This is a genomic window from Streptomyces sp. NPDC002577 (genome assembly GCF_053594815.1).
Window position 1 is genome coordinate 206,877 of record NZ_JBSFWK010000007.1, and the last position, 23,470, is coordinate 230,346.

Below are 23,470 nucleotides of genomic sequence, written 5' to 3' on the forward strand. Positions count from 1 at the left end.
GGGCACCGCCGCCGAGTCCCGCTACGCGGCCTGGTGGCAGGACCTGGACCGCTGGCGCGCGTCCTACCCACTCGCCTACGACCGACGTGCCGACAGCAGCCTCTCACCGCAGCAGGTCATCCAGCGCATCGGTCAGCTCGCCCCCCAGAACACGATCTTCGCTTCGGGCGTCGGCCAGCACCAGATGTGGGCCGCCCACTTTCTCCCGCACGAAGAGCCCGGTACCTGGCTGAACTCCCGGGGTGCCGGGACCATGGGCTACGCCGTCCCCGCCGCCATGGGCGCCAAGGTCGCACGCCCCGGCAGCACCGTCTGGGCCATCGACGGGGACGGCTGCTTCCAGATGACCAATCAGGAACTCACCACCTGCGCCCTCAACAACATTCCGATCAAGGTCGCCGTCATCAACAACGGTGCTCTTGGCATGGTCCGTCAGCTCCAGAGCATGTTCTACAACCAGCGCTACTCCGCCTCCACGCTCCACTCGGCCCCCGACAGTGAACGCCCCCACGCGGCCCCTGCCGGCACACGCACCCCTGACTTCGTCAGACTTGCCGAAGCCCTGGGCTGCGCCGCACTGCGCTGCGAGTCCACCGACGACCTCGACGACGTCATCCAGACAGCCAACGCAATCAGTGACCGGCCCGTCGTCATCGACTTCATCGTCGAGGAAGACGCCATGGTCTGGCGCGACGGACGGGTGGGGATGTTCGGTGACTCCTACTGCGGCTTCACACAATGGGCAGCACTCAGCTCCGGGCACCCCGCGCTCCGCGCGATCGTTCCGCCGCACAACGCCCGTCCCGTTCCGACACTGCACTGCACTGCACTGCACTGCACTGCGTCGGATGGTTCGACAATGTCGCCCCCCTCTCGATGAGGTGTAGTGCCGGACCTCGCGCATCCGACACGCTTCGGCCGGCACCGCCACGACCGCATGACCTACGTCCGGGGCAGGGCGACGGTCGTTACTGACGATGCAGTCACGGAGTGCGGCGGGGCGGGGATGCCCTGCACGGCAGTGGCGACGGTGGCAGCCGTTGCTGAGAGACGGCGCCACCGTCTCGACGGCGTCCGTTGCGCAGGGACTCGGACGGCTTGTGTTCCGTACGGAGACGGTCCGTCCGGCGCGCCGGGGAAACCCGGTACCGGATCACCAAGTCACGGGAAGCGAGGCTACGCCCCCTGTCAGGGTCGGACGGATCTCGAGATCCTCGAGGTCTGCGGCGAGGCGCAGGTCGGGGAGTCGGCCGGCCAAGGTGGAAAACGCGATCCGCATCTCGATACGTGCCAGGCTGGCTCCGATGCAGAAGTGGGGGCCGTGCCCGAAGCCGAGGTGGCCCTGATCGCTTCGGTCCGGGTCGAAGCGCTCGGCCTCGGAGTAGATCGCCGGATCGCGGTTCGCTGCGTTGATCGACAGAACCACCGCGTCCCCGCGCCGGATCGTCACCCCGGCGACGTCGAGATCGGTGTGGGCGTATCGGACCAGTCCGAGGTCCCCAGGGGCTCCCATGCGCATGATCTCCTCGACACAGGCGTCGGTGCGCCCAGCCGGGTCAGCGACGAGGTCAAGCCAGTTGTCGCGGCGAGTCAGCAGGAACAGCGTGCCCAGCCCGATGCGGTTGACGGTGGTCTCGTGACCGGCGAACAGCAGCCCGACGCACAGGCGAACCATCTCGTCGTAGCTGAATCCCTCGTCGTCCCTCTGCGCGGCGACAAGATCGGAGATGACGTCCTCGCCCGGGTGAGCACGCTTCACCTCGGCCAGCCCGGACATGTAGCGCGAGAATTCCTCCCTTGCCAGGTGTGCGTCGTCCTGGTCGTTGACACCGGCCATCCGCTCGGACAGCGCACGGAAGCGGTCTCCGTCGCCTACCGGCACCCCGAGCAACTGGCAGATCACCGACACCGGCAGCGGGAGAGCGAGGCCGGCGTGCAGGTCGACCACGCCGTCAGGCGCCGCGTCATGCGCGGCGAGGAGGTCGTCGACGAAGCCGTCCACCAAACCCTGGATGTGTCCGGAGAGCGTCATCATCCGCTTCGCCGAGAACGACGGCGTCAGCAGTCGTCGCATACGGGTGTGGTCGGCTTCCTCGGTCTCGTAGAAGCCGGTGGGGCCGTCCTGGATCGCCGCGGTACTGACGCGCGCGGCTTTGTCAGGTTCAGGGTGCGAGCGGCCTAGACGCTTGTCTGCCAGCAGCTCGCGGCACTCGCGATAGCCGGTCGCCAGCCAGGCCCGGTCCCCCGCAGGAGTGATCACTGCGCTGACGGGGGCCTCGGAACGCAGCACCGCGTACGCCGGTGCGAGCTCGAGGATGTTCGGACGGGCGAAGGGCATCTGCGGTCGTGGGGGGACAGCTTTCATGGGGTCCTCCAAGAGCTGGACCGAGTAGAGCCATTTCCACCGTAGATTTTTTTGGCAGTGGCTGCCAATAACCTCGGGTATACCCTTGAGAAAGCGCACGCGAGATTTTTGGCAGCGGCCGCCAATAACCTCGGGTATATACCCTTGGGAACTCGCACGCGAGCCGAAGGGAGTGGCAGGTGTCCCTTGCCCAGGGCGGCGTGGCCCGCCTTGGCGGGCGGCCGCCAGTCAGCGACGCAGCCCGCCGAGAGCAGCGCGAGAAGATCTCCCGAGTGGCGGTGCGGCTCTTTCGTGACCAGGGAGTGGCCGGCACCTCCGGAGTGCAGATTGCGAAGTCCGCCGGTGTCTCCGAGCGGACCCTGTGGCGATTGTTCCGCAGCAAGGAAAGCTGCGTGGAACCTCTGCTGTCCAAGTCGCTGGATGCCTTCCGTGACGTCCTGCGCACCTGGCCAGCGGAGTGCGATCTCGGCGAACACTTGCGCGCGAGCTACGCGTTCGTTCCCGATGACTCGCGCGCGGACATCGACGCGGTGCTCTCGGTGGTTCGAATGAGCCGAGACGAAGCAGCGCTGCGCGCGGTATGGCTCGTACTCCAAGAACGCGCCGAGCCGACCTTCGCCGAAGTGCTCGCTGCGCGCCTCGGACTGCCCCCGGACTCACCGAAGGTACGGCTCGCCGCCGCAAGCATGAACGCCGCGCTTCGCGTCGTCACCGATGATTTCGCCTGGGCGGCCGCCTCGGCCATGACCACTGATGAACTCGACCGCCACCGCAAAAGCTTCGCCGATGCGCTACGGCTACCCGCACACATCCTCGCCGCCGACGGCTGACAGGACTCCGTCAGATCTTCGCATCGGGCCTGTTCGACGGCGTGTTGGGTGCATGGACACACATCAGTGAACCGCGTCCGGTGGTTGACATGTTCGCGTCGGTGTCGCGCAAGGACCACCGGGCTGCCGCTGATCGGGCCATCTCCGGTTGGGCCAACACTTCGCGGATGGTTCGTACTTGGAGCAGCGCCATTTCCTTGTCGCGCGGGGCGCTGAGGTACTGGGGGTCCATCAACGGCTCGACCGTGGGGTCGCTGCTGGCGAGTTTGACCGAGCCGACACTTTCGGGGCGCGGGAACGTCGAGTTGATGGTGAATCCGTTCCCGTCGAGGCGGGTCTGGTCGCCGCGGACCACCGTCGCGGGTGCGATGTGGATCTGCATGTCGGGGCGGTCCGCGCCGGGGCTCTTGAAGAAGCCGCCGCCTTCGACGATGACGGACGAGGCCGGCCCGGTGCGCCTGATCCACCCCATGCCGGGAGCCAGGAGCTTGGGGAAGCGGTCGAGTCCGTCGTAGCTGATGGGTTCCTTCAGACGGGAGTGGACATTGGTGTTGAGGTAGTCCACCAGGTTCCTATCCCACACCCGGGAGATCATGAACGGGCCTGATGCCGAGCGGGCTGAGTTCATCAGCCGCGCCGATGCCGGACAGCATCAGCAGGCGGGGGGTGTTGATGGCACCGCTGGAGAGGATGACTTCGCGGTCCGCCCGGACGATCTTCGAGGTGCGGCCGTGGCCGATCTCCACGCCGACCGCACGCCCCTTCTCGACGACGACACGCAGCACGCGAGCGCCCGTCCTGAGGGTGAGGTTCTTGCGGCGCAGGATCGGCCACAGGAACGAGGTCGACTGGGAACGACGCATGCCGGCGCGGGTTCTCGAGACGGCCACCCTCCTCACCGGCAGCAACGACAAGGACGGCATCGCGCACGCCGTGACCGCCCTGCTCGGCTGTGATGACGGTCGCAGTGATGACGCCGGCAGGACTGGCTCAGGAAGCCACAGTGTTGCCCTTGCCGATAATCTCATCCGCTCCTGGTGAGAGCCCGTGAGCAATGATTCGCGGGATGTCGGCGTACAGCCGAGCCGACGCTCCGGTAGAGCCATGTGACCTGTCGGGTTGTCAGGGGGTAATGGACAGGGGGCCTTGGCCGTTGCGGCTGTGACGGTACTGCTCGAGGGAGTGTTGCCAGCGGGCCTCGGGGCCGGCCAGGAGTCGGGCGTCGACTGTCAACGATCACCCGAGCCCGATGCACCCGCCACTCAGCCTGACCACGACGAAGTGTCCGGCCGCCTGGGCCGATCCCCCACACTCTGTCCACATCCGAGCGGCGTCCGCGTTGGCTAGGGTCACCCCATGACCCACAGCTTCGCTCTCCACATCCCCAACGCCGAGCTCGAACCCGAGCCCCTCGCCCCGGAGCAGATCGTCTCCGGGACCCCGGAGGTGACCGGGAAGGTGGTGTGGAAGTCGGCGGACGGCCGCCAGGCGCGGGGCATCTGGCAGATCACACCCGGCGTGGTCACCGACACCGAGGCGGACGAGCTGTTCGTGGTGATCAGCGGGTCGGCGACCATCGAGGTGGAGGGCGGGCCCACGCTGAAGGTCGGGCCCGGGGACATGGCCGTGCTGCGCGCGGGCGACCGGACGACCTGGACGGTGCACGAGACGCTGCGCAAGGCGTACTCGATCAATCTCTGACGCCGGGTCACAGCGCTGGAAGCACGGGCCGCCAGCCCTGACCGGGCGGCGGCGCCGTCGTCCCGCGGATCTCCGGTGTCGGTACGGTCAGGTGGAGGCGGTGCCCTCCGCACCGGGGCACGGTCGAGGAGACAGCGGGCGACGCGGCGGCCGACCTCGTGGCCGACCCGGCCAGCAGCACGGAGCCACTGCGAACCGCGCCAGGGGTCTCGGCCCAGGCGACGTTGGCCACGATGGGCCGATGGGCCGATGGGCCGATGTGATCAGCGAGTGCGGATCCAGACGGTCTTCTCCCGGGTCCACTGGTCGAAGGCGTTGGTCGACTTCTCCACACCGCCGAACCCGGACTGTTTCCAGCCGCCGAAGGGTGTGGTGATGTCGCCCTCGCTGTAGGCGTTGACAGAGACCACGCCGGCCTCGACGCCGCGCGCCAACCGGAGGGCGGTGTCCAGGTCGCGGGTCCATACCGAGGCGGCAAGCCCGTACTCGGTGGCGTTCGCCAGGTACAGCGCCTCGTCCTCGGAGGTGAAGGTCTGGACGGTGACGACCGGGCCGAACAGTTCCTTGGCGAGCACGTCACTGCCTTCGGGCGCGTGGGTGATCACGGTGGGCGGGTAGTAGGCCCCACGCTGCGGCAGGCCGTGCGGCAGCCCTCCGGTGTGAACGCGGGCTCCACCGGCCCGGGCGGCTTCCACCGCCGCCGCGACCCGGTCGAAGGCCGCCCGGTCGATCAGTGGCCCCACCTGCGTGCGAGGGTCCGCGGGATCGCCCATGACCAGGCGCTTCGCGGCGGTAGTGAACCGCTCCAGCACCTCGTGGGCGATGGTGTCGTGGACCAGGACGCGGGAACCGGCCGTGCAGTTCTGCCCCATCGTCAGGAAGGCGGCCTCGATCATGTGGTCGATGAGCTCGTCCCCGTATCCGAGCGCGTCGGCCATCAGCACCTGGGGGCTCTTGCCACCCATCTCCAGCGAGACCCGTTTGAAGTTGCTGTCGGCCGCGTCCTTGAGGATGCGGCGCCCGGTCCCGGTGGAGCCGGTGAACGAGAGGGCACCCACGATCGGGCTGCGGGCCAGGGCGGCGCCGGTGACGGAGCCGTGGCCGGTCAGGACCGTGAGGACCCCCTCGGGAAGGCCCGCCTCGGCGGCGAGTCCGGCCAGGTGCAGGGCCGAGCGCGGGGTCGCCTCCGCGGGTTTGACCAGCAGGCAGTTGCCCGCGGCGAGGGCGGGACCGACCTTCCACGCGGTCATGGCCAGCGGGTAGTTCCAGGGCAGGATCGCCGCGACCACGCCGACCGGTTCCCGTGTCATCAGGCCCAGGCCGTCCGGTCCACCGGGTGCGATCCGGCCGAACACCTTGTCGGCCGCTTCGGCGAACCAGCGGATCGACTCGACGGCGCCGGGTACGTCACCGGTGAGGCACTCGGTGATCGGCTTTCCCGCGTCCTCGCTGTCCAGCCGGGCCAGGATCCCGGTGTCGCGTTCCATCAGGTCGGCGAGTCGCAGCAGCACCCCGCTGCGCTCCCGGACCGGCAGTCGCGACCAGACACCGGATGCGAAGACCTGCTCGGCCTGCTCGGCGGCCTTGGTGACGTCTTCCGAGCTGGTCGCGGGCACGGTGGTGATCAGCTCCCCGGTGGCCGGGTTCACGACCTTCAGCGTGGCGGGGCTCTCGACTGCGGTCATTTCTCCTCCACCAGTTCCCAGCGTCCGTCGGTCTGCCGGGCCAGTCCCCGGCGACGCAGGTCGTCCAGATAGCGGGCCATGCCGCGCTCCCCTCTCCGCTGGAACAGCGGGAACACCTTCGGCAGCAGGTTCGGCGCCAGCATCGCGAACCGGACGAGGCGGGACTCGCCGGTCCGGGGGTAGGCCTCGAGGCGGGGCCTGTCGAGCAGGCTCACCACGGCCGTGACGACGTCGGCGGGCTGTTGCGGCGGATCCTGGAACTGCATGGAGTTCCCGCCGTCCACGGCCTCCTGGCGCAGCATCCGGGTGTCCGTCGCCGACGGCAGCACCGATCCGGCCAGGATGCCCTTGCTCCTCAGATCGAGCCCGACGGCGAGCATCGCCCCGCGCAGCCCGAACTTCGAGGCCGTGTAGATCGGGGTCTCCCCCAGCGGGAAGATCCCACCGAGGGAGACGGTGGTGACCACGCGGGCGTCCCGGGAGGCCTGCAGCAGCGGGATCGCGATCCGGGTGGCGACCAGTGGCGAGGTCAGGTTGAGGGTGATCTCCTGCTCGATGCTCTCGACGCTGCGCACGTCGAAGCGTTCGGCGCTGGTCATGCCCACGTTGTTGACGAGGACGTCGAGACGGCCGTACGCATCGGCTACCTGGTCGAAGAGGTGCTCCACCTGGGCGCGGTCGACGAGGTCGCAGCCGAGAGCGGTGTGGCCGGCGCCGGGAAGCTCGGCGACGACGCGCTTGGCGCGGGCCTCGTCGATGTCCACGACCACGCAGCGGGCGCCCCCGGTGGCGAAGCGGCGGCACATCGCGCTGCCGATCCCGCCGGCGCCGCCGGTCACCAGCATGACCTTGTCACGGAAGTCGAAGCCGCTCACGAGACTGCCTCCACGCCGCGCAGGGACCGCACGCGCGGCGGCCGGCCCTCGGTGCGCCAGCCCATCTCGGCCGCGATCTTGGCGAGGTGCTTCACGAGGGCCCCGCTGTCGACGTAGCCGGTGTGCCGGGGCGAGTCGACGAACTTGATGCCGCCGGACAGGTCCGGGCGGTCGATACGGATCATGCTGGCGAACCGCTCCGCGTTCGGCAGCCGGTGCGTCGCGTCGTGGATGTGCCCGGCGATCAGCTGGGCCTGGGTGTCGAAGAGCCGGTACGCGCCGGAGTTGGTCTCGACGAAGCCGACTCCGCACAGGCCCTGGTGCTCGCGGGAGAACGACGACAGATACAGGTCGGGGTGCTGCTCGTCGCCGAAGTACCTCTGCGCGACCGGCACCTTGTGGACGTAACCGGTCGCCAGCAGGATCAGGTCGAAGTCGTCCCGGGTGCCGTCCGTGAAGTGGACCGTCCTGCCCTCGGTGCGGGCGATCGCCGGTTTGGCGGTGATGTCGCCGTGCTGGAGGTGGTGGATCAGCATCGAGTTGATCGCGGGGTGGGTCTCGAACAGCTTGTGGTCCGGCTTCGGCAGGCCCAGGCGCGTCGGGTCGCCGTTGAGGATCCGCAGGAGGGTGCCGAAGACCCGCTGCGCCAGCCACATCGGCAGGTGCGGCCCGCCGCTCGCGATGGTGTCCACCGGCCGGCCGAAGAGGTGCTTGGGGATGAACCAGTAGCCGCGGCGCATGCTGATCACCGCGTGGTCCGCGCTGCGGGCCGCGTCGCAGGCGATGTCGCAGCCGGAGTTGCCGGCTCCCACGACCAGGACCCGCTTGCCGCGCAGTTCCTCCGCGCTGCGGTAGCCGACCGTGTGGCGGACCTCGCCGGTGAAGTTCCCGGGCAGTTCCGGGACGTTGGGGTGCCACTGCGAACCCGTGCACACCACGACCTGGCTGTGCACGGTTCGCTGTCCGCCGGCGCGGGTGACCACCCAGGTTCCGTCCGCACTCTTCTCGACACTTTCGACCTCGACGCCGAACTGGATGCGCTCCGTCAGCTCGTAGGCGTCGGCGAACGACCTCAGGTACGAGAGGATCTGCCGGTGCGGGGGATAGTCGGCGAATTCATCGGGCATCGGAAAACCTCCGAAACCCGAGAGGGTCTTGCTGGAAATGAAATGGGCCGACTCGTACATCGGGCTGCCGGGGTTGTCGATGTCCCAGATGCCGCCGGGGCCGGTGTGCCGCTCGAGATGCGTGTACGGCAGATCCCGCTCCGCCAGGGCTCTGGCGACCGCCAGCCCGGCAGGTCCCGCACCGATCACACATGTGTCGTACTGAATTTTTCCCATGAACCAGATCCTTTTTCCAGCCGTTCGCGGCCCCATTCCTGAAGGGCTGAAGGGAACTTATTCATCTGCAGTTCAGCGGGAAATGGTCCGTGCGGTCAGAGAGGGGGCTTGGGCGGCCAGGCGCTGCCCAAGGCAGTCCTGGACAAGCCGCTGTTCCCGGACGTGCTTCGGCTCTCCCACCCGCCCCTCACCACCTTGCCCTGCGCTCGGGAAAGCCCGGCATTGGCTGTACGCGGCCTACGACTTGACCCGGTGGTTGAAAGATCGTGCGGTCGCCAGGACCGCGAGGACGAGTGCGGCCGGTATCCCGTAGGCGAGTCGGAAGTGGCCGGTGGACCCGAGGATTCCGCTGGCGGCCCCACCGGCGAGCACACCTGTGTAGTTGAAGACGTTCATACGGGCCAGGACCGCTTCGGTCGCCCCCGGTCGCAGGCGTCCGGCGGAGGCAAGGCACAGGGGGACGAGTGCGGAGACCCCGAGCCCGGTGCACGCGGCGGCCAGGACCGCGTACGGCCAGGCGGGGGCGGCTGCCAATCCGGCCAGGGCCGTGGCTGTGAGCAGGGTGGCGGCACGGATCACGGCCGCCGGGCCGATCGTGCGGACGAGGTGGTCGGCGCAGGCCCGCCCGGTGACGGTGCCGATCTGATAGGCCGCATAGGCCAGAGGTGCGAGGGACAAGGCGGTGTCCAGGGTCTGGTGGAGATAGAGCGTCGACCACGACGAGACCGTGGAGTCGATGACATAGGCGATCAGGAGCACAAGGCCGAACGGGGCGAGTTCGACCCACAGTCCGCGACCGGGCACGACGGACTCCTCATGGGACTCCCCATGATCGGACACGACGAATGGTGAGTCGGTGGGAAGCTCGTGCGCGCGGACGGTCAGCGCGAGGGCCAGGACGAGGCCGACCTGTGCGGTCAGGGTGTACTCGGCGGGCCAGCCGAGGTGGGCCGTGCCCGCGGTCAGCAGAGCGGCCGCGACGCCTGCTGCGCTCCAGGCGGCGTAGAAGGAGGCGAAGATGCTCCGGCCGTAGTGGCGTTCGACGGCCGCGGCCCGGGTGTTCGCCGTCACGTCGATGCACCCCAGCGCTATGCCGAACAACCCGTAGGACCCCGTGGCCGCGGCCTGGTCGGGAGCCCATCCGATCAGCAGCAGAGCCGCGGCGGTCGCCACGACGGCGGCCCGCATGGCGGCGACCAGCCCCAGGCGCCGGATCACGGCCAGTCCGGTGAAGCTGCCCACGCCCGCACTCAACGCGACGGCCACGACGAGCACGGTCATCGTCAGCGGAGAGAGCGAGAGACGCTCCTTGACGGCGGGCACCGTGGTGGACACCGCGGCCACCGCTGCTCCCTGGGCGGCGAACACCGTCGCCACGGCCCTTCGGGCCGCCGCGAGCGGGCTCCGGCGCGCAGATCGTCGCCGAGCCGAGGTCTGAAGCGGTGCAGTCATGGTGAGCCTTCGTTTCTTGCGCTCTCGCGCCGGTGTCCCATGCGTCACGGACGACAAGGCGGGCGGGTTTGCGCAAAAGGTGGCGGGTTTCCGCAAAAGGTAGGGAGGGCGAAAAGGCCGTGTGCAGCGCGCCAGAGGCCGAAATGGGGGCTCCGGCGGCCACGCCCGCGACAGGCGGGGGCCTGGCTGCTTACAGTGAGGCGAGAAACGCCCTGGTGAGAGGGAACGCGATGCCCGATGCTCCCGCTCCGGTCAGTTGTCCGGGAACGAGCCGCAGCACCTCGGCCACCATCCAGCCGAACATCCTCCGCTACCTCGCCCGGGTCGCCGGCGAGTACGGCGTCGACCTGCAGCCGCTGCTGACCCGGGTCGGGCTGGACCCGACGGTGATGGGCTCCGCCGCGCTGCGGGTCTCCTACCGGCAGGGCAGCGACGTCATCCGCCAGGCGGTGGAGCTGACCGGGGACGAGCATCTGGGGCTGCGCGTGGGCGCGGCGCAGCACCTGACCGCGTGGGGGCTGCTCGGCTTGGCCATGATGGCCGCCGACACTCTTCAGGACGCCATCGAGACCGGCGTGCGCTATCAGAACCTTTCCGGGGCGATGACGGTGTGGTCGGCCCGCTGGGAGGACGTCGGCTATGTGTTGCGCGCCGATCTGCCGGACCCCGCACTGGATCCGACGGTCGCCGTCTTCCTGATCGAGGAGGCGTACTCCAGCGTCGTCACCCTCACCCGGCTGAGCGTCGGCGCCGCATTCGCCCCGCAGGCGGTCGAGTTCGCCTTCCCCGCCCCGCACGACACGCGCCCGTTCGACGCACTGTTCCGCTGCCCACTGCGCTTCGACGCCGCCGGCAACCGCATGCTGATCCCCACTCGGTGGGCCCGTGCGACCATGCCGGGGCGGGACCCCATCACCTACGCCTCGGTGCTTGACGTGCTGGACAAGGAGATGGCGTCACGGCGCGACCAGCAGGACCTGCTCGAGGTGCTGGAGATCTCCATCGCGCAGAGCCTTCCGGCCGTCCCCTCGTTCCCCGAGCAGGCCCGCAGGCACGCGTCCAGCGAACGCACCCTGCGCCGTCGCCTGGCCGAGTGCGGCACGACGTACGAGGCGATCGTCGACGGGGTGCGCCGCGAGCAGGTCGAACAACTGCTACGACGAGTGGAACTGACGCTCCGTGACATCACACGCCAGGCGGGCTTCGCCGACGTGAGCGCACTCCGGCGGGCGGTGCGCCGGTGGCACGGAGCGACCCCGCTCGAGTTGCGCACCGAACTGCTGGAGCGGGAGGCGGCCACCGGCCGGCCACACGTTTGACGCGAGCCCGGACACCGCGGTGAAGCCGTCCTCGTACGTCTTGCTCAGCCCCTCGACGCGCAGCGCGGGCGGACTCCCGCCGCTCCGGGAAGCGGCGGGAGTCTCGAGCAGGTCAGGCATGGAACTGGTTCGCCGGGACCGGGAGCCCGTAGTGCTCGCGCAGGGTCGTGCCCTCGTACTCCTCGCGGAACAGCCCCTTGCCGCGCAGGATCGGCAGCACGTGCTCGGCGAAGGCCGCGAGGCCCGACGGCAGGGCGGGCGCCATGATGTTGAACCCGTCCGCGGCACCGCCCTCGAACCAGGCGATGATCGTGTCCGCGACCTGCTCGGGCGTGCCGGTGAACTCGAAGTGTCCGCGCCCGCCCCCGAGCCGGGAGATGATCTGCCGGACCGTCAGCCGCTCGCGCACCGCGAGATCGGTGATCAGATCGGAACGGCTCTGCGAGCCCTCCAGCTTCGGCCTGGCGAGGATGAAGTCCGGCAGGGGCTCGTCGAGTTCGAAGGCCGACGGCTCGGTCTCGAACACGGCGGCCAGCTGGCGCAGCCCGTACTCAGGGACGCGCAGCTCGTCGAACTGCTGCGCAAGCGCCCGGGCCTCCTCCTCGGTCGACCCGATGTACGGGACGATGCCCGGCAGGACGATCACACCGTCCGGGTCGCGCCCCGCGGCCCTGGTCCGTGCCTTGATATCGGCGTAGAAGACGGCCGCGCGCTCGTACGTCGTGTGAGCGGTGAAGATCGCCTCGGCGTGCCGGGCTGCGAAGCCCTTGCCGTCCTCGGAGGATCCGGCCTGGACGAGCAGCGGGTAACCCTGCGGCGGACGCTCGACGTTGAGCGGGCCGGCCACCTTGAAGTGCCTGCCCTGGTGGCCGAGCCGGTGCAGCCGCGCGGGGTCGGCGTAGCGTCCCGTGGTCTTGTCCGCCACGACGGACTCGGACTCCCAGCTGTCCCACAGCGCCTTCGCGACCTTCAGGAACTCGTCGGCCCGAGCGTAGCGCTCGGCGTGGCCGGGGCGGTCGTCGAGGCCGAAGTTGGCGGCCTCGTCCGCCCCTGCCGAGGTGACGATGTTCCAGCCGGCGCGGCCCCCGCTGACGTGGTCGACGGACGCGAGCCGACGGGCGAGGTTGTACGGCTCGTTGTACGTCGACGACACGGTCGCGATGAGGCCGATCCTGCTGGTCGCCTGGGACAGCGCGGTCAGCAGCGTCAGTGGCTCGAGCTGGCCCGGCGGCCGGAACTCGCCGGTGCCGATGAGGGCCGGGCCGTCCGCGAGGAACAGCGAGTCGAACTTGGCGCTCTCGGCCAGCTGCGCCAGCTCGATCCAGTGCCGCAGGTCGAAGTCCGCCCGGGGATTGCTGTGCGGGAGCCGCCACGCCGCCTCGTGGTGGCCCGCCTCCATGAGGAAGGCATTGAGATGGAGCCGGCGCCGTCTCGTGCTCATGAGGTGCCCTTCAGCTTGGAGCTGTCGTAACCGGCCGGGAGGAGGTTGTCGGTGATCGACTTGACGTCGACCTTATTGGTGATCTGCCCCGCGTCCAGGAAGGCGTCGGCGAGCTTCTGCTCCAGCTCGATGTCCGACTGCTCCACCGGAGTCACCCGGTTCGAGTAGGCAGCCACGGACGCCTTGGCATCCGCCAACGGGATGCCCTGCTCCTGCGAGAGCGCCTGCGCGTACTTGTCGGGGTTCCTGACCGCCCAGGCGAACTCCCTCGAGAGCCTCTTCAGGACGTCCGTGAGAGCCGCACGCTTGGTCTTGTCCTTCAGCGACTTGTCCGTTGCGACGTAGTAGCTGCTCGTCTGGTCGATCGGCGGGAGACCCTTCACCAGGATCCGCGCGCCGTTCTTGACCGCGATCGCCGACTGCGGGTTCCAGATCGACCAGGCGTCCACCTTGCCGGTGTTGAACGCCGTCGCACCGGCAGCCGGGTCGAGGAAGACCAGCTTCACGTCCCTGGGGGTGAGGCCGACGCTCTTCAGCGCGTTGAGGGCCAGGCCGTGGGCCGAACTGCCCTGCGGAACAGCGATCCTCTTGCCCTTGAGGTCCGCGGCCGTGTTCAGCTTCGAGCCCTTCGGCACGATGATGTTCTCCACCGCCTGGTCGGGCGTGAGCGAGCGGTTGACGGCGACGACCTTGAAGCCGTACTCCTTCGCGGCACCGGTGATCGGCGGTACGTCACCGACGCTGCCCAGGTCTATGTCGCCCGAGGCGGCAGCCTGCACGAGCGGTGGGCCGTAGGTGAAGCGGGCGAACTTCACCTTGTAGGGCGCGTTGTCGAACACGCCGGTCAGCTTCGCCAGGGCCTGGCTGCCGTCACCGCCGTTGTCGCCGATGGTGAAGGTGTACTTGCTCCACTCGGGGTGCTTGGCGTCGCTCGCTTCGGCGGCGTTGCTCAGCGGCGCGGCGGTGTCCGACGACGATCCGCAGGCGACGAGGGTGCTCCCGAGGGCGAGCAGGCCGACGGCGCCGATGATTCTGCTGGTTCTGTTGGGCATGGGATGTCATGTGCTTTCTGTGCTGGGTGAGGGTGTTCGGGGAGGTCAGTGCTGGCCCGCGAGGCCCAGGTCTTCCAGGAGCCGGGCGCGGAGTTCCTCGCGTGCGACGCTCGCTTCGCGGTCGGCGGCGGAGAGGTGCACCTCGTGCGAGGTACCGATGCGGCCGTTGTTCATGACGACGATGCGGTCCGCCAGGGCGATCGCCTCGTCGACGTCGTGGGTGACCAGCAGCATGGCGGCGTGGTGCCTGGTCCGCAGCGCGCGTACGAGGTCGTGCATGCGCAGCCGGGTGATGGCGTCGAGGGCCGCGAAGGGCTCGTCGAGGAGCACGAGTTCGGGTTCCGAGACCAGTGCCCGCGCGAGCGACACCCGCTGGGCCTCGCCACCGGAGAGCTCCTTGGGCCACGCCTTCTCACGGCCCGCGAGTCCGACCTCGGCGAGCACGTCGAGGGCCCGCTGTTCCGCGTCGGGTCCGTGCAGGCCGAGCGTGACGTTGCGCAGGACCCGCTGCCACGGCAGCAGCCGGTCGGCCTGGAAGACGATCGCTCGCTTCGCCGGGACCTCCACCCGTCCCCCGTCGGGCCGGTCCAGTCCGGCGAGCAGACGCAGAAGGGTGCTCTTGCCGCACCCCGAGGGGCCGAGCAGGATCACCAACTCCTCGTCGGCGATGGTGAGGTCGAGGTGGTCGAGCACCACCCGGTCACCGAACTGACGGACCACCTGCTCGACGACGACCCCGGTCTCCCGACGGGGCTCCGTCGCAACTGCGCTGCTCATGACGCCTCATAACTGGGTCGCCACCGCAGCAGCACCCGCTCGAGAACCCGGACGAACTGGTCGGCGAGCAGACCGAGGAGCGAGTAGATCACCAGCCCCACGAAGACCTGGTTGGTCTGGAGATAGGTCTGCCCCTGAGTGATGAGGAAGCCAAGTCCCTTGTCGGCATTGACCGTTTCGGCTGCGACGAGGCCCAGGACGCTGTACGCGAGAGAGAACCGGAGGCCGACGAGGAACCCCGGCAGGGCACCGGGCACCAGCACACGCGTCACCAGGCGCCAGGTGCCGGCGCCCGTCGTGCGCGCCATCTCGATCAGCCGCTGGTCGACGCCCCGGATCGCGGAGAACAGGTTGAGATACATCGGGACGCCGGCTCCGAAGGAGATCAGCAGCACCTTCGTCAGCTCGTCGATGCCGAACCACACGATCATCAGCGGCAGCACCGCAAGGAGGGGGATCGTGTTGAGCACCTGTACGACGCCGTTGAAGAGGTATTCACCGCTGCGCAGCAGCCCGCCGAGCACGCCGGTGACGATGCCCACCGTCAGACCGATCGCGAGACCGATGCCGGCCCGCTGCAGCGAGATGGCCAGGTCCGGCCCGAGGACGCCCTGTTGCCACAGGTCGGCGGCGGACTTCACGATCGAGGTCGGCGCCGGAGCGTAGGTCTTCGACACCGCTCCGGCCCGGGCGAGTACCTCCCAGGCGACGAGGATCACGACCGGAGTCGTGTAGATGCCCAGCGGCCAGCTCAGACGCTCGCGGAGCGTAGTGAGCGCCGTCCGGGGGCGCGCGTCGCGCGGCAGGAACACCTCGCGTTCCCGCGCGCTCGTCGTCTCGGCGACCGGGACCTTGGCGACGGCCCGCGCCTGAATGCGGACCTCGGTCATGCGGCCACCGCCAGGACACTGGTGTAGTGCGAGGCGTCGCCGACGAGTTGCTCGCTGCGCCTGCCGTCGACACCGACCGGCACGTCTCCCGCGACCGTCACCCGGTTGAGGCGGCGCGGGTGGTCGTCGTAGTTGTCCACCGCGTAGTGCTGGGTGATCCTGTTGTCGAAGATCAGCAGCTGTTTGGGCGCCCAGGTCCAGCGCAGGATGTTCTCCGGACGCGTCACGTACGACTGGAGGATGCGCAGCAGATCCGCCGATTCGCTGCTCGACAGGCCGACGATCCGCTTGGCGAACCCGCCGATGAACAGCCCGCGTTCGCCCGTCAGCGGATGCACCCGCACGACCGGGTGCTCGGCCTCGTAGGGTGTCGAGACGAAGATCCGGTCGTACTCCTGCCGCTGCGCCGTCGCGGCAGAAGGGCGGGCGTAGTCGTACTGGTTGGTGTGCACGACGCGCAGCGAGTCCGCGAGGGCGCGCAGCGGCTCGGGCAGGTCGCGGTAGGCCGCGGCCGCGTTGGCGATGAGCGTCTCGCCGCCGTACGGGGTGGTCACGACGGACCTCAGTGTGGTGACCTGCGGCGGGTTGACCACGAAGGTGACGTCCGTGTGCCACTCGTTGGCCTTGGACGTATCGCTGTCGACGGCGAGCACGTTCGTCGTGCCGGCGGCGGCCGGCACGTTCGGGTGGGCGGTGGTGAGTTCGCCGAACCACCCGGCCACACGCTCCTGACCGGCGTTGTCGAGATGCACGTCATCGAAAACGAGCGCCTTGTGCTCGTTGAGGGCGTCACGGAGCGTCGTGACCGTCGTGGGAGTGGGCGGTGCCGTGAGGTCGACGCCCTCGACGACCGCGCCGATGCGGCCGGTGAGCTTACGGATGGACACAGGCATGGGGAGGTCCTTCTCGGGGGAAGTGGGCGCACCACCGGGTGCTGAGGGGTGGAGAGTGGGAGTGAACGATCGACTCGCGGGCCGAGAGACCGGGGATTCGGTACTCGGTGCGGTCCTGACGCAGGGGCAGCCGACGACTGCGCGGACAGCACCCGAGGCAGATCAAGCCACCGGACGGCTGGTGCTGACTCGCCGAACCCGACGGCACGCTGCTTCATCGGCCTGAAACCGGCCGACGGCCCGCCCGTTCTTCAACGACCGCGTCGGCCTGCTCGAACAGCCTCCTCGCCCGTACGATCCCCGGCGCCGCAGGCACTTCTCCCCGCAGCCGGGAAGGAAAGATGCGAGGAAGAGGCCGGAGAGGGAGGAGTTCAGGAGGCGGATACGACGATCCCGCAGGGCAGCACCGCATTACGGGCGGTGTCGCACCGCCTCTGCCCGGCGCGCACCGTCGGTGCACACCGGCTGCTGCCGGGGACCACTTGCCGGATCAGCTACAACAAAACGCGCTGGAGACGTGCGCCAGATCGATGTGGCGCCGCCGGGTCAGGTCCACGCGCGGGTTCATGGAACGGGAGTTCAGCAGACGTCCACCACGTTGGTCAAGAACTTCCCGGACAGGTCTTGCATTGCGGACACGGAGAACTTCTCCGCCTCTTCGGGACGCGTCCCCGCGTTGCGGGACAACGTCGAGGAGTCGCTGACCGTTTGGAGCGTGTCATGGATCTTCCCGGGATCGGGCCCCTGCTTGTCCGAAGCGGGCCCGGTCTCAGGCAAGCGCGCGGAACTCGGGGTCCGGTCTGCGCTGCGCGGTGGTGCGCTCAGGCCCGGGCTCGACGGTCGCGGCGGGCCGGCGCACGCGCGTGAGCCACGCGTACAGAGCCGGGTCTCGGGACCGCGGGGCCGACCCGCCGACCCGCAGATCGGCGCAGGGCGAGGCGGTCGCGGTGGATACGACGCTCACCCAGGCGCCCGAAACGCCAAGTGCCGTCGAACGGGTTCGGCTCGTCGGGCATCCTTGGGGTGAGCCGGCGACAGGGCGAGGGGAGCTGTGGTGGACGAGCACGCGCAGGATTCGCGTGGGCTGGAGACATCCGGGATGTCTCCACAACTGCGGCTGGACGCACTGCTGGACGACCTGCAGCAGCAGGTGGCGCAGGTTCGGTCGGCCCGGGACCGGGTCCATACGTTGCTGGACGCCGTCTTGGCGGTCGGCTCCGACCTGGATCTGGAAGTGGTGCTGCACCGCATCGTGGAGTCGGCGGTCACCTTGGTCGACGCCCAGTACGGGGCGCTCGGCGTGCTGAGCGAGCAAGGCACGATCAAGCAGTTCGTCACCGTCGGCATGGACGAGGAGGCCATCGCTCGCATCGGACACTACCCGCGCGGCGAAGGCATCCTGGGCCTGCTCATCCGTCACCCGGAGCCGCTCCGCCTGGCGAACCTCGCAGAGCATTCGGCGTCCGTGGGCTTCCCGGCAGGGCACCCGCCGATGACCAGCTTCCTCGGCGCACCCATCCGGGTGCGCGACCAGGTGTTCGGGAACCTGTACCTGACCAACAAGAAGAGCGCGGCGGAGTTCGACACAGACGACGAGGCGGTGCTGCGGACCCTGGCCGCGGCGGCCGGTGTGGCGATCGACAATGCCCGGCTCTACGACGACGCACACCGCCGGCAGCGGTGGCTGGCCGCCAGCAACGAGCTGACGCGCAGCCTCCTGTCCGGTGCGGAGCCCGCCGCGGTTGTGGAGTCCTTCACCCCCACCGTGCGGGAGATGGCCGGCGCGGACCTGGTCACCCTGGCGGTACCGGTCGGTGACCGTGGAGAGCTGGTCATCGAGGCCGCCTCGGGCGCGCTGGCCGAGGAGGTCCGCGGGCTGGTGCTGCCCGCCACGGCACTGGCCGCGAAGGTCTACACGTCCGGGGAGACCATCACCAGCGAGGCTGTGAGCGCCGACCCGCGCGCCGAGGGCGGCAGCGCCTCTGTGGTGGAGCTCGGGCCGGCCTTCTTCGTACCGCTCGGCACTCGGGAGCACGTCCGCGGAGTGCTGCAGGTGGCGAACGTGCCGGGCGGCTCTCTCTTCACCGGCGCCGTGGTCGACATGGTCACCGGGTTCGGCAACCAGGCCGCGTTGGCGTTGGACGTCGCCGAGCACCGGCGGGACACCGAGCGCATGGTCGTGCTCGACGACCGCGACAGGATCGCGCGGGACCTGCACGACCTGGTCATCCAGCGGCTGTTCGCCGGCGCGCTGTCTCTCCAGTCCACGCTGGGCCGGGTATCCGACCGGCCGCAGGTGAGCGAGCGGGTCCAGCGGGTTGTGGACGATCTGGACGACACCATCAAGATCATCCGTTCCACCGTCTACGCGCTGCGCGAGCACGATCAGTCCCGTCGCGGCAGCGGGCTGCGCGCCCAGCTGGTGGCTGCCACCGAACGGGCCACCGAGTCGCTCGGCTTCGCCCCGGCGCTGCGCATGACCGGGCTGCTGGACACGGCCGTGTCCGCCGAACAGGCCGAGCAACTGCTGGCCGTGCTCGGCGAGGCCGTGTCCAACGCCGCCCGGCACGCGGCCGCCACCACCGTCGACGTCAGCGCCGAGGTCACCGACACCGCCCTGAAGCTGCGCGTGGCCGACAACGGCCGCGGGATCGACCCGGCAGTCACCCGGCGCAGTGGTCTGGCCAACCTTCGCCGACGGGCGGAGGAGATGGGCGGCGCGTTCAGCCTGTCCTCCCATCACCCGCGCGGCACCGTCGTCGAGTGGGTCGTCCCGCTCTCCTCATCCACCTGACGCTCCCGCTCAGGACCGGCCACCGGCCTCATGAAGGCTGACGCTCAGCTGGTCCGCTCACCTCACGTGCGCGTCCGTCGTCGATCAGACGCCTGTGGAGTTCCATGGTCATCGCGTGGATGGCCCGGGTCAGCTCGGTATTGGTCTTGAGCTCCAACTCCTGCTCGATGAAGTCATGATCGGCCTTGATCTGTTGAAAGGCCGCCTGCCGGTTCTGGCCGATCATGACGAACGTCGACAGGAAGATCGCTTCGAGTGACACCACCAGGGTCAACGTGGGCCAGGGGCTGGACTCGAAGAACAGCATCCAGGCCGCGAAGACGATCGCATGGATGTAGACGAACGTCATCGAACCGGCGAATTTGGTGATGGCGTCGGCGACCCGGAGCTGGATGTCTTCGGCACGCCTGCTGTGATGTGCGACCACAGCCGGGTGGTGCCGGACTTCCGTCACGGACTGGCTCATCTCGGCGTACCTCTCCATGGCAATCGTCCAGCGATCGGGCCAACGGCGCCCGAAGGGCGCTCTGGTGGTGGTCGATTCGTTCTGTGGTCCGCACGCCCCGGTGACCCTGCCCATGCCGTGCTCCCGGATCCAGACGTGGTGCCGCTGCCGGGCGTCCTCCATGTGCTGGCGTACAGCCGCTGCGCGGACCGAGAGGCCTGGGACGCGGTCGATGACGTCCATCACGAGGCGGTAGCGATCGAGGTCGTTGCGGACCACCATGTCGAACGGCGTGGTCGTGGTCCCGATTTCCTGGTAGCGGCGCACGTGCAGGTTGCGGTGCCCAGTGCGGCGGTAGGCCGGCCGGTGGATCAGCCACGGGTAGCCGTGATAAGCGAAGATGGCAGGTTTGTCAGTGGTGAAGAGACCGTCGTACTCGAAGTCGCCCGTGCCGTGCGGGTGTCAGACCTACATCGGAGCCGGGTTCGTTTCACCGTGTGGACGACGCGTCCGGGCTAAGGACCGAGGTGTGCCCCTCGCGGCACTTGGCTCCGACGACGAGCAGGTCAGCGCCGACCGAGGCGTGGGGCAGTACCCGGCGGGCGTGGCCCCTCGACGGTGCCCCGGTGCACCTCTCACCGTCCCGCGCCCAGGTCGAAGACGATCCGGGCCTTGATCTCACCGCGCAGGACTGCGTCGATGGACTCGTTCACGGAGGCGAGCGGGCGGGTCTCGTAGATCACCTTGGTACGGCCGGCGGCGTGGAGCTCGAAGACCTCGGCGAGGTCCTGCCGCGTGCCCACAATGGAGCCGATCACCGAGGTGCCGTTGAGGACGGTGTCGAAGATCGGGACCTGGATGGTGCCGTGCGCGGGCAGCGCCACCATGACGAGCTTTCCGCCGCGCCGCAGGCCGGAGTTGACCGCCTCGAATGCAGCAGGGTTCACGGCGAGCGCGATCGCCGCGTGGGCGCCGCCGTGCTTCTTCAGCTCCTTGCCGACGTCCTGCTTGCGGGCGTCGATGATGAGGTCGGCGCCGAGTTCCGCGGCGAGTTCGAGCTTGTCGTCGGTTACGTCGATGGCCGCGACAGTTGCCCCGGCGATCTTGGCGTACTGCAGGGCGAGGTGACCGAGGCCGCCGATCCCGGAGATCGCCACGAGTTGGGCGGGCCGGACGTCGGCGACCTTGAGGGCCTTGTACGTGGTGACGCCGGCGCAGGTCAGCGGCGCGGCCTCGAAGGCGCTGACGCCCTCGGGCACCGGCTGGGCGAAGTCGGCCCAGGCCAGCATCTTCTCGGCGTGCCCGCCGTCGCAGCCGTACCCGGTGTTGATCTGCTGCTCGCACAGCGTCTCCCAGCCGGACAGGCAGTGTTCGCACCGCCCGCACGCCCTGCCCAACCACGGCACCGCGACGCGCTGACCGACGCCGAGATGGGTGACGCCCGCGCCGAGCTTCTCGACGAGGCCGACGCCCTCGTGACCGGGGACGAACGGCGGATTCGGCTTGACCGGCCAGTCGCCGTGCGCGGCGTGGATGTCGGTGTGGCACAGCCCGGATGCCTCCACGCGGACGCGCACCTGGCCGGGGCCGGGCTCGGGGTCGGAGCGGTCCTCGATGACCAGGGGCTCGCCGAAAGCTTGTACGACCGCTGCCTTCATGGTCTCTTCTCTCCTCTGCGGTGATGCGCCGGTGGTGCGTCAGTCGTGTGCGACGACGGCGACGGGGGCGGTGGCGTGGTGCAGGACGGCATGGGTGACCGAGCCGATGTGGGTGCCGACGGAGGAGCGGCGGATGCGCCGGCCGACGACGACCAGGGACGCCTCGCGGGAGGCGTCGATCAGGAAGAGCGAGGGGCTGTCGCAGCGCGACTCCGTGACGACCTCGACGTCAGGGTACTTCTGCCGCCAGGGGCTCAGCACCTCGGCCAGGGCGGCGGCGTCGCTCTGCGCCACCATCTTGGTGACCTCGGGATCGATGGCCATGCCGTAGGCGTAGTACGACGGCGGGTTCCAGCCGTGCACCACCCGCAGCGGCACGTCGCGGCGCGCGGCGGCCTCGAAGGCGAACTCGATCGGCGCCGCGTCCGGGCCGTCGACGTCCAGTCCGAGCAGGACGGGGCGGAACGGTGTGGCCGCGGAGGGAATGCCTGCCGGGTCCATCTCGTGCTCGTCCGCGGCCTGCTCGCCGGCGCGGACCAGAACGACGGGCCGCTCGGTGTGCGCCACGACCGCGAGCCCGACCGAGCCGACCAGGAAGCCGCCGATTCCGCCCAGGCCGCGCGAGCCGAGGACGAGCAGTTCGGCGTCCTTCGCCGCGCTGACCAGGGCTTCGGCGGGCCTTCCTGTGAGCTGTTCGGTGGTCACCTCGACGCCGGGGTGGCGCAGCCGCAGGCCCTCGGCGGCCTCACGGGGGATCCTCTCGGTCCAGTGCTGCTGGGTCTCGGTGCCCAGGAGCGGGGCCTGGGCCATGGGCTCCGGTACCGGTTCCCAGACCTGGACGAGCTTGACCGGCAGTCCGCGCAGCTGCGCCTCGCGGGCCGCCCACTCCGCCGCGGCGCGGCTCTCTGGCGAGCCGTCGAGACCCACGGTGATGGTGCGGGGCATGTTCTCCACCTCCTGAATCGGGACCCGAGGAGGACCCGATTCCAGCGTCGTGTTCAGGGGTTCTTTCGGGCATGGGCCGCTGGTCCCCCAGCGGGGACCATGGGCCCATGCACCAATCGGCGGGACAGCCGGGACAAGGTCAGTCCCGCCGTAGAGGTCAGCTCAGCCAGGTGTGGTCGCGGACGATCGGCAGGCGCGCCCACAGCCGCCCCAGGCCCCACGTGGTGCCCGCACCCGCGGCTGCTACGGCGATCAGCGCCACCGCGTAGATCACGTGGTAGTCGGCGAACGGATTCGTCGACATGCTCAGCGATCCGTCCGACAGGTGCTTGGCCGGCGGCCACTCTGCGATCCACATCAGCGCCATCATCGCCGTGCCCGCCACCGCTGCCGGCCGCAGCGCCACACCGGCCATGACGGCAACGCCTACGCCGAGCAGCCCCAGCATGAACAGCCAGTCCGCCCACGCGTCACCGGCCCAGGAGTGGAACGTCGAATCCATCGGCCCGGCGGCGACGGAGCTGAGGAAACCCTTCGTCGGCGACCCGCCGTCGATCCAGCCCTTGCCGGACGCGGTCGCGTAACCGAAGCCGAAGGTCTTGTCCAGGAACGCCCACAGGAAGACGAACCCGGTCAGGATGCGCAGGGACGCGAGGGCGTACGCCTGCGCGGTGTGAGTGTCGAGACGTGCCGACACGGCGGACTCGGAGGCGGTCTGGCGCCGACGGAGGGCCGGCAGGTGGAAGCCCGGGCTCCGGTGAGGGTGCTCGTGCACGGCCATGGTGGTGATCCCTTCGGGAATGTCTGGGGCATCGTTGTCTTGACGTCCCTCACTCTCGTCGGATGCGCGGAGTCGCGCCGGAGGCCGAAGGTCTCCAACCGTGGGGCTGAACGTCCCTGTCTGCTGGTCCGGTTGGCGCTGGGGCCGGAGAACTCGCCGTACGGAACCACCGAGCCGCTCTCTCCACGCACGGAGCGACCGGTCTCAGGGCCGTGTGGCCCTAC

At 69.4% G+C, this 23,470-nt stretch carries 22 protein-coding genes and 2 pseudogenes; 6 read left to right on the forward strand and 18 right to left on the reverse strand.

All coding sequences use genetic code 11. The features are described 5' to 3' along the window. Positions 1-22: 22 nt before the first annotated feature. A pseudogene (locus tag ACWD4J_RS13230) lies at positions 23-880 on the forward strand (thiamine pyrophosphate-dependent enzyme); the annotation flags it as partial. A 273-nt stretch (positions 881-1,153) separates the two neighbouring features. Here ACWD4J_RS13230 and ACWD4J_RS13235 read toward each other — a convergent pair. Beyond that, positions 1,154-2,338, reverse strand: coding sequence for a cytochrome P450 (locus ACWD4J_RS13235; protein WP_451395430.1), 1,185 nt, complete (start codon positions 2,336-2,338; stop codon positions 1,154-1,156). A 206-nt stretch (positions 2,339-2,544) separates the two neighbouring features. On the opposite strand from ACWD4J_RS13235, the gene ACWD4J_RS13240 reads away from it, so the two are divergent. After that, positions 2,545-3,195 (forward strand): TetR/AcrR family transcriptional regulator, encoded by a 651-nt coding sequence (locus ACWD4J_RS13240; RefSeq protein WP_451395431.1) that lies wholly within the window; start codon positions 2,545-2,547, stop codon positions 3,193-3,195. 10 nt (positions 3,196-3,205) lie between these two features. Here ACWD4J_RS13240 and ACWD4J_RS13245 read toward each other — a convergent pair whose 3' ends face one another. Together ACWD4J_RS13245 and ACWD4J_RS13250 are read right to left on the reverse strand one after the other, a co-directional pair. Continuing rightward, the gene (locus ACWD4J_RS13245) at positions 3,206-3,778 is read right to left on the reverse strand and encodes a GMC oxidoreductase (protein ID WP_451395432.1); all 573 of its coding nucleotides are present in this window, start codon (positions 3,776-3,778) and stop codon (positions 3,206-3,208) included. Beyond that, positions 3,768-4,058, reverse strand: coding sequence for a GMC family oxidoreductase N-terminal domain-containing protein (locus ACWD4J_RS13250; RefSeq protein WP_451395433.1), 291 nt, complete (start codon positions 4,056-4,058; stop codon positions 3,768-3,770). The genes ACWD4J_RS13245 and ACWD4J_RS13250 overlap by 11 nt, the downstream gene beginning before the upstream one ends. Between ACWD4J_RS13250 and ACWD4J_RS13255 the strand changes: the two genes are divergently transcribed. Beyond that, a complete protein-coding gene (locus tag ACWD4J_RS13255; RefSeq protein WP_451395434.1) occupies positions 4,057-4,236 on the forward strand; it encodes a hypothetical protein in 180 nt (59 codons plus the stop codon). The two genes, ACWD4J_RS13250 and ACWD4J_RS13255, sit on opposite strands and share 2 nt — an antisense overlap. Before the next feature lie 315 nt (positions 4,237-4,551). Then, positions 4,552-4,896, forward strand: coding sequence for a cupin domain-containing protein (locus ACWD4J_RS13260; RefSeq protein WP_451395435.1), 345 nt, complete (start codon positions 4,552-4,554; stop codon positions 4,894-4,896). A 263-nt stretch (positions 4,897-5,159) separates the two neighbouring features. Here the strand turns inward: ACWD4J_RS13260 and ACWD4J_RS13265 are convergent, their stop codons facing one another. From ACWD4J_RS13265 to ACWD4J_RS13280, 4 genes are all read right to left on the reverse strand, one after another. Continuing rightward, positions 5,160-6,581, reverse strand: coding sequence for an aldehyde dehydrogenase family protein (locus ACWD4J_RS13265; protein WP_451395436.1), 1,422 nt, complete (start codon positions 6,579-6,581; stop codon positions 5,160-5,162). Further along, a complete protein-coding gene (locus ACWD4J_RS13270; protein WP_451395437.1) occupies positions 6,578-7,456 on the reverse strand; it encodes an SDR family NAD(P)-dependent oxidoreductase in 879 nt (292 codons plus the stop codon). Before ACWD4J_RS13270 ends, ACWD4J_RS13265 begins: the two co-directional genes overlap by 4 nt. Beyond that, the gene (locus ACWD4J_RS13275) at positions 7,453-8,799 is read right to left on the reverse strand and encodes a flavin-containing monooxygenase (protein ID WP_451395438.1); all 1,347 of its coding nucleotides are present in this window, start codon (positions 8,797-8,799) and stop codon (positions 7,453-7,455) included. The genes ACWD4J_RS13270 and ACWD4J_RS13275 overlap by 4 nt, the downstream gene beginning before the upstream one ends. A gap of 237 nt (positions 8,800-9,036) precedes the next feature. Further along, positions 9,037-10,251 (reverse strand): MFS transporter, encoded by a 1,215-nt coding sequence (locus ACWD4J_RS13280; RefSeq protein ID WP_451395439.1) that lies wholly within the window; start codon positions 10,249-10,251, stop codon positions 9,037-9,039. Positions 10,252-10,481: 230 nt separating this feature from the next. Between ACWD4J_RS13280 and ACWD4J_RS13285 the strand changes: the two genes are divergently transcribed. Next, a complete protein-coding gene (locus ACWD4J_RS13285; protein WP_451395440.1) occupies positions 10,482-11,570 on the forward strand; it encodes an AraC family transcriptional regulator in 1,089 nt (362 codons plus the stop codon). Between the two features lie 112 nt (positions 11,571-11,682). On the opposite strand, the gene ACWD4J_RS13290 is transcribed toward ACWD4J_RS13285, so the two are convergent. From ACWD4J_RS13290 to ACWD4J_RS13315, 6 genes are all read right to left on the reverse strand, one after another. After that, positions 11,683-13,011 (reverse strand): LLM class flavin-dependent oxidoreductase, encoded by a 1,329-nt coding sequence (locus ACWD4J_RS13290; RefSeq protein ID WP_451395441.1) that lies wholly within the window; start codon positions 13,009-13,011, stop codon positions 11,683-11,685. Further along, positions 13,008-14,063, reverse strand: a complete 1,056-nt coding sequence (locus ACWD4J_RS13295; protein ID WP_451395442.1) for an aliphatic sulfonate ABC transporter substrate-binding protein — start codon at positions 14,061-14,063, stop codon at positions 13,008-13,010. The genes ACWD4J_RS13290 and ACWD4J_RS13295 overlap by 4 nt, the downstream gene beginning before the upstream one ends. Positions 14,064-14,108: 45 nt before the next feature. Continuing rightward, positions 14,109-14,840: an ABC transporter ATP-binding protein gene (locus ACWD4J_RS13300; protein WP_451395443.1), complete on the reverse strand. Its 732-nt coding sequence runs from the start codon at positions 14,838-14,840 to the stop codon at positions 14,109-14,111. Next, the gene (locus ACWD4J_RS13305) at positions 14,837-15,730 is read right to left on the reverse strand and encodes an ABC transporter permease (RefSeq protein ID WP_451395444.1); all 894 of its coding nucleotides are present in this window, start codon (positions 15,728-15,730) and stop codon (positions 14,837-14,839) included. The genes ACWD4J_RS13300 and ACWD4J_RS13305 overlap by 4 nt, the downstream gene beginning before the upstream one ends. Further along, on the reverse strand, positions 15,727-16,623 hold the full coding sequence (locus tag ACWD4J_RS13310) for a TauD/TfdA dioxygenase family protein (protein WP_451395445.1): 897 nt from the start codon (positions 16,621-16,623) through the stop codon (positions 15,727-15,729). Before ACWD4J_RS13310 ends, ACWD4J_RS13305 begins: the two co-directional genes overlap by 4 nt. Positions 16,624-17,392: 769 nt before the next feature. Beyond that, the gene (locus tag ACWD4J_RS13315) at positions 17,393-17,587 is read right to left on the reverse strand and encodes a hypothetical protein (RefSeq protein ID WP_451395446.1); all 195 of its coding nucleotides are present in this window, start codon (positions 17,585-17,587) and stop codon (positions 17,393-17,395) included. A 135-nt stretch (positions 17,588-17,722) separates the two neighbouring features. On the opposite strand from ACWD4J_RS13315, the gene ACWD4J_RS13320 reads away from it, so the two are divergent. Then, positions 17,723-19,417 (forward strand): sensor histidine kinase, encoded by a 1,695-nt coding sequence (locus ACWD4J_RS13320; protein ID WP_451395447.1) that lies wholly within the window; start codon positions 17,723-17,725, stop codon positions 19,415-19,417. Positions 19,418-19,445: 28 nt separating this feature from the next. Here ACWD4J_RS13320 and ACWD4J_RS13325 read toward each other — a convergent pair whose 3' ends face one another. The 5 genes and pseudogenes from ACWD4J_RS13325 to ACWD4J_RS13345 all read right to left on the reverse strand — a co-directional run bounded on the left by ACWD4J_RS13325 (position 19,446) and on the right by ACWD4J_RS13345 (position 23,246). Further along, positions 19,446-19,997, reverse strand: coding sequence for a DUF1003 domain-containing protein (locus ACWD4J_RS13325; RefSeq protein ID WP_451395530.1), 552 nt, complete (start codon positions 19,995-19,997; stop codon positions 19,446-19,448). Beyond that, positions 19,998-20,324: pseudogene (locus tag ACWD4J_RS13330) on the reverse strand (phosphoketolase family protein); the annotation flags it as partial. Positions 20,325-20,497: 173 nt separating this feature from the next. Then, positions 20,498-21,520, reverse strand: coding sequence for a zinc-dependent alcohol dehydrogenase (locus tag ACWD4J_RS13335; RefSeq protein ID WP_451395448.1), 1,023 nt, complete (start codon positions 21,518-21,520; stop codon positions 20,498-20,500). Positions 21,521-21,559: 39 nt separating this feature from the next. After that, positions 21,560-22,465: a universal stress protein gene (locus tag ACWD4J_RS13340; RefSeq protein ID WP_451395449.1), complete on the reverse strand. Its 906-nt coding sequence runs from the start codon at positions 22,463-22,465 to the stop codon at positions 21,560-21,562. A 157-nt stretch (positions 22,466-22,622) separates the two neighbouring features. Then, positions 22,623-23,246, reverse strand: a complete 624-nt coding sequence (locus tag ACWD4J_RS13345) for a hypothetical protein (RefSeq protein ID WP_451395450.1) — start codon at positions 23,244-23,246, stop codon at positions 22,623-22,625. Between the last annotated feature and the right edge of the window lie 224 nt (positions 23,247-23,470).

What these genes read in the sequence shown, in the direction of transcription:
- ACWD4J_RS13235 (WP_451395430.1), bottom strand. Translation starts at nt 2,338, where the DNA reads ATGCCCTTCGCCCGTCCGAACATCCTCGAGCTCGCACCGGCGTACGCG.
- ACWD4J_RS13255 (WP_451395434.1), top strand. Translation starts at nt 4,057, where the DNA reads ATGCCGGCGCGGGTTCTCGAGACGGCCACCCTCCTCACCGGCAGCAAC.
- ACWD4J_RS13250 (WP_451395433.1), bottom strand. Translation starts at nt 4,058, where the DNA reads ATGCGTCGTTCCCAGTCGACCTCGTTCCTGTGGCCGATCCTGCGCCGC.
- ACWD4J_RS13260 (WP_451395435.1), top strand. Translation starts at nt 4,552, where the DNA reads ATGACCCACAGCTTCGCTCTCCACATCCCCAACGCCGAGCTCGAACCC.
- ACWD4J_RS13265 (WP_451395436.1), bottom strand. Translation starts at nt 6,581, where the DNA reads ATGACCGCAGTCGAGAGCCCCGCCACGCTGAAGGTCGTGAACCCGGCC.
- ACWD4J_RS13275 (WP_451395438.1), bottom strand. Translation starts at nt 8,799, where the DNA reads ATGGGAAAAATTCAGTACGACACATGTGTGATCGGTGCGGGACCTGCC.
- ACWD4J_RS13280 (WP_451395439.1), bottom strand. Translation starts at nt 10,251, where the DNA reads ATGACTGCACCGCTTCAGACCTCGGCTCGGCGACGATCTGCGCGCCGG.
- ACWD4J_RS13285 (WP_451395440.1), top strand. Translation starts at nt 10,482, where the DNA reads ATGCCCGATGCTCCCGCTCCGGTCAGTTGTCCGGGAACGAGCCGCAGC.
- ACWD4J_RS13290 (WP_451395441.1), bottom strand. Translation starts at nt 13,011, where the DNA reads ATGAGCACGAGACGGCGCCGGCTCCATCTCAATGCCTTCCTCATGGAG.
- ACWD4J_RS13295 (WP_451395442.1), bottom strand. Translation starts at nt 14,063, where the DNA reads ATGCCCAACAGAACCAGCAGAATCATCGGCGCCGTCGGCCTGCTCGCC.
- ACWD4J_RS13300 (WP_451395443.1), bottom strand. Translation starts at nt 14,840, where the DNA reads ATGAGCAGCGCAGTTGCGACGGAGCCCCGTCGGGAGACCGGGGTCGTC.
- ACWD4J_RS13305 (WP_451395444.1), bottom strand. Translation starts at nt 15,730, where the DNA reads ATGACCGAGGTCCGCATTCAGGCGCGGGCCGTCGCCAAGGTCCCGGTC.
- ACWD4J_RS13310 (WP_451395445.1), bottom strand. Translation starts at nt 16,623, where the DNA reads ATGCCTGTGTCCATCCGTAAGCTCACCGGCCGCATCGGCGCGGTCGTC.
- ACWD4J_RS13320 (WP_451395447.1), top strand. Translation starts at nt 17,723, where the DNA reads ATGTCTCCACAACTGCGGCTGGACGCACTGCTGGACGACCTGCAGCAG.
- ACWD4J_RS13325 (WP_451395530.1), bottom strand. Translation starts at nt 19,997, where the DNA reads ATGGGCAGGGTCACCGGGGCGTGCGGACCACAGAACGAATCGACCACC.
- ACWD4J_RS13335 (WP_451395448.1), bottom strand. Translation starts at nt 21,520, where the DNA reads ATGAAGGCAGCGGTCGTACAAGCTTTCGGCGAGCCCCTGGTCATCGAG.
- ACWD4J_RS13340 (WP_451395449.1), bottom strand. Translation starts at nt 22,465, where the DNA reads ATGCCCCGCACCATCACCGTGGGTCTCGACGGCTCGCCAGAGAGCCGC.
- ACWD4J_RS13345 (WP_451395450.1), bottom strand. Translation starts at nt 23,246, where the DNA reads ATGGCCGTGCACGAGCACCCTCACCGGAGCCCGGGCTTCCACCTGCCG.